Origin of the sequence: Ancrocorticia sp. (genome assembly GCF_052089425.1) — a bacterium.
Taxonomy (GTDB): Bacteria; Actinomycetota; Actinomycetes; order Actinomycetales; family Actinomycetaceae; genus Ancrocorticia.
Genome location: NZ_JBQCZW010000072.1, coordinates 1 through 4,187, shown reverse-complemented (window position 1 = coordinate 4,187; position 4,187 = coordinate 1). Strand labels below are relative to the sequence as shown.

Genomic DNA, 4,187 nt, shown 5'->3' with positions numbered 1-4,187 from the left:
AGAACAACCTGGGGCGCTTCACTTCAGTGCCGCGACCAATGTGTCTCACTACGCTTAGGGATACGAGACGTCTCACTACGGCCTGGCGAGCTCTAATGCCGCGATCACTTTTTCCGCGTGAAAGCCGACCCTCACACCTCGCGCGTTAGTCTCATAACCATGTCTCGGAACATATCGCCCCATTCTTGGTACTCATCGTTAGTTTCGAGACAGAGGGAGAGGATGTCATGGGGAAATTGATCGGCTACGCACGTTAGCTCCGCATGAGACACGTTCCTGGCCGATATGTCACAGCTGGTCTGGCTGCGAGTAGGCGGCTCACTCCCTACTGGGGTGGCTCTCTTGCGAGACGGGTTCGGGATGGGGATCCGCTTCGTTTGCCACGGCCCTCTTCTGCAATCGACGGCTCGCTGTTGGTGTCGGTGTTCACCGGGAGTCTTATCCGGTTCCTGGCCGGTGCGACGCTTGCCGGGTGGCTCATCGTGAAGTTGTTCCTCGAGCTGGAGATCTCGTGGTAGATCGTCGCCGCAGTCGCAGCCGTGGCGATTGCGACGGCGATCCCGGCATTGACCCGGCTCGGTCGGAGATATGCTGAGTGCAGAGCACCGGCAATCGGCAACGGATTCCAAGTCGCCACCGCCGATTCTAGAGGAGATAGATGGCACGCAAGAAGGCACTCTGGCGGCGTCGGATCGGCGTGCCGCTCGTCGCGGATCGCGGCGACGGCGACGGCCTTCTTCGTCCTTGTGCCGGGGGTCGTGGAGAGGTCTCGAAACCGGATTGCGGCGCCGAGTCTTGCGCCAATTGATGAAGATGTCAGGGTGCTTCACGCGTCGTTCGACGTTGTCGACATGCACAGCGACACCCTCATGTGGGACCGCAACCTGCTCACGGGTGCTGATCGCGGTCACGTGGATCTTCCACGACTCGAGGACGACAATGTGGCGCTCCAGGTCTTCTCGTCCATTGCCAAGTCCCCGAGAGGGCTTACAGCCGACGCCAACACCGGTAACAACGACAACATCACGCTGCTGGCTCTAGCCCAACTCCAACCGCCAAGGACGTGGACATCGCTCACAGAACGCTCGCTCCACCATGCGGCGAAGCTTGAGAAGGCGTCCGCGGACTCGGATGGTTGGCTGGTGTTGGTGCGCTCCAAAGGAGACCTCACCCAACTGCTCGAGGCGCGCGCCGCGGGGCGGGAAATAACGGGAGCACTGTTCTCCGTCGAGGGCCTGCACAATCTCGAGGGTGACCCCGGGAACGTTGAGGCGTTGTACAACGCCGGGATGCGGATGGCCGGTTTCGCGCATTTCTTCGACAACGAAGTGGCGGGGTCGCTGCACGGCATGGACCAGGGCGGTCTCACCGACCTCGGACGCCAGGTCTTCGACGACTTCGAACGCCGCGGTGTCATCATCGACATCGCACACACCAGCCCCGCCGCTGTCACAGAAATCCGGAAACGCGCAACCCACCCGGTCGTGTCCAGCCACGGCGGTGTCCGGGCGACGTGCGATAACAGCCGCAACCTCACCGATGAACAGATCCGGGGCGTGGCCGACACCGAAGGGGTCATCGGTATTGGTTACTGGAACACAGCGGTATGCGACCGAACTCCGGCGGCCGTGGTGGATGCCATTGACCATGTCATTGCGGTCGGTGGGCTCGAGACCGCCGCGCTCGGTAGCGACTTCGACGGGTCGGTGACGGTGGGCTGGGACACCAGTGAGATTGCCTCCGTCACAAAGGAGTTGCAGGACCGCGGACGGTCAGATTTCGACATCCGAGCCATCATGGGAGGCAACACTCTCAGAGTAATGCGCGAAACGCTCCCCGACTGAATTACCATTTTAAACAGCCACAACCGTCTGTACTGGGCATACGCCCTCTCACTATCCAAGAGAGACCGCACCCATTACGTATAGATCTTCCGGCCCCTCGACAGTAATTCCCCGAATGGCATCAATCACTTCCCCACTTGACAGACTACGCTTCTCCAAATTCCATCTCGCCTCAGTCCGCCAAACAGTTAACAATCCGTTGGCCGAGAGGTAGTGTGCCACTCCCGGGACTGAAACGTTATCCATAACGTCGAATGCTCGTTGAGTTTCACCGCTAGCAGGATCAGTGCGCCACAATGTATTATCTGTTATCCACAGAATATGGCCTTCATGGAGAAGTAGATTTGAAGGTCCTGAGCCCTCGTACCAATTGGCGACGTCGAAGAAAGACCCTGCTCCGGTGAGCGGGTGCCTTGCGGTGGAACCCGACACGATGTCGGTGATTAATAACTCCGCCGTCGCCCCGCTCATGGACCGGGTCGTGAAGATCATTACCCGATTTCCGTCGCTAATGAGTTGTCCCCACACTAGACTGGAGTCTATTGCGTCACCCAGCGCTCGTCCTGTGTTACCTGGACCGAGATCTGTAAGTGTGATCATTGGGTCATCCAGAGTCGGACTTGCGAAGCCAACAACGGTACCTGCAGCCCACGCAATAGAGTGAAGCCATCCGGGGTAAGTCCACTCCCGCTTCTTCTCATCCTCGAGGAGGACGAGACCCGATACATACGAGTCGGCACTTGGTGCACCACCGTTGATTGCGGCCAGATAGCCAGAATCAGTGCGGTGGAGTTCGTAAAGGGAGCCAGCGACCGGCATTCCGGGGTAACTGCGTAATGAGTCATTCCAAATGTGTAACCCGTCGTTGCCCACCCAGAACAGTTCCTTGCCATGACTAAGCAGGGCGGCTTGATCTATGGGATCAAAACCCACACTCTGAACAGCTTCTTTGCCTCCGCTGCCCAAGAGGACGAGTCGCCCCTCCCCAGAGCCATCCATCCTGTGTCCGCCCCCCATGTTCTCTAACAAGAGGGCGTAGTCGCCAGCAGATGTCGACTTGACGTCTTGAAGGTCCACCTGCTCCCCTCGAGAAGAGCAGCCAAATAAGATGAGGGGCAGAGTGGCAGTAGTGGAGACGAAGGTCCTTCGTCGCACGTCAGGGCGTCAAGTAGCGATTGATGACGGTCTTCCGGGATTTCCAAAGATCCTCCGGGTAAACCCCCGGACCACCATTGTCGTCCAAGTCAGTGTCGTTTGAATACTGCCAAGCGGCCCAAACGAGTTGGGAACAGTTGTACTTGTTGTCCCAGACAGTCTTATTGAAAGCGAAGTTGCTATTGTATGGAAGGTTACGCGCGTACCTGTTCTCAGCCAACGCAGCCGCACGATCATGGGCATTTATCGACGCTCCGTCAACGCGACGAATATGAGCTGGATAAGCATTCTTGTACCACAGACGATGATTGGATCCTACCCGAGTGAGATTCTGTCCCGACCCTGGCGCATGGATGGCCTGGCAAGCCTGCACAAAAAGCACGTTGTGCCCATGATTGACTCCGAAATTCCGGGCGAACGAGTAGGTGTAGTAGCCTTGGAAGGCGCAACCCAGCCTCACTTGGTAGCCGTCATCACCATCACCACCACCGCTCTTTGACATGTTTGATCTATCTGCTTCCTGATTGACCCGCGCGGCTTGCGAGTCTTTGAATACGATTTCAATCAACTCTATCTCTGGGATTCCCGTATTCTTTGCTTGATCGGAAATCGAGCCGACTAGCTCACTCTTGCTTAGTCCTGGGTTGACTTGAAGGATCGCATCGATCATCTCATCCTGGCCCTCGTCAGCGAGGGCTGTCATTGGTGCCTGGCTAAAGGCGATTGCCGCAGTGAGCGCGACTACTATTCTCAGTCTCTTGTTCATGCCTGATGAGACTAGCAAGCGAGGGTTCCGTGGCGGGCCGACGCTCGTCTCTCTGTCACCGTAGGTTGACTCGTGACCAACCATAGCTAATTCTCTGACTAACTTACGAACGTTAAGTCGTTGCTTCCAGTCCAAAATACCCCAGCTATGGGTCGTTTCGCGTGCCAGCAGGAGGAATCGACTCCTGAACTATGGAGGAGTCTCAGCCCGGCGGGTCGTAGCTGGCCTGTTGGGGAGAGGTGACGGTCAGCGTCCGACGGCTGATACCCAGCTCGACACACAGGTTCGCGATTTTGGTCTCAGAGTTGCCCACCCGACCAGCACTCGAACTACCCTCATCTCGTTCTCGACGCATCACTTATACGTTCGATTGCGTGACAGCACATTTCGGCAATTAATACCGCCACGAAGCTGTCACTTAA

At 57.3% G+C, this 4,187-nt stretch carries 3 protein-coding genes; 1 reads left to right on the top strand and 2 read right to left on the bottom strand.

Annotated features, from left to right (window positions below; all coding sequences use genetic code 11):
• The first annotated feature begins 821 nt into the window (after positions 1-821).
• Entirely contained in the window at positions 822-1,844 is a 1,023-nt protein-coding gene (locus ACTHV6_RS11920) for a dipeptidase (protein ID WP_441387855.1), read from the top strand.
• A 51-nt stretch (positions 1,845-1,895) separates the two neighbouring features.
• On the opposite strand, the gene ACTHV6_RS11915 is transcribed toward ACTHV6_RS11920, so the two are convergent.
• Both ACTHV6_RS11915 and ACTHV6_RS11910 read right to left on the bottom strand, forming a co-directional pair.
• Positions 1,896-2,921, bottom strand: a complete 1,026-nt coding sequence (locus ACTHV6_RS11915; protein ID WP_441387854.1) for a hypothetical protein — start codon at positions 2,919-2,921, stop codon at positions 1,896-1,898.
• Between the two features lie 79 nt (positions 2,922-3,000).
• Positions 3,001-3,765 carry a hypothetical protein gene (locus tag ACTHV6_RS11910; RefSeq protein WP_441387853.1) on the bottom strand — a complete coding sequence of 255 codons (765 nt, stop codon included), beginning with the start codon at positions 3,763-3,765 and terminating at the stop codon, positions 3,001-3,003.
• Between the last annotated feature and the right edge of the window lie 422 nt (positions 3,766-4,187).

Excerpts from the sequence above, each read along its gene's own strand:
- ACTHV6_RS11910 (WP_441387853.1), bottom strand. The coding sequence starts at position 3,765 with ATGAACAAGAGACTGAGAATAGTAGTCGCGCTCACTGCGGCAATCGCC.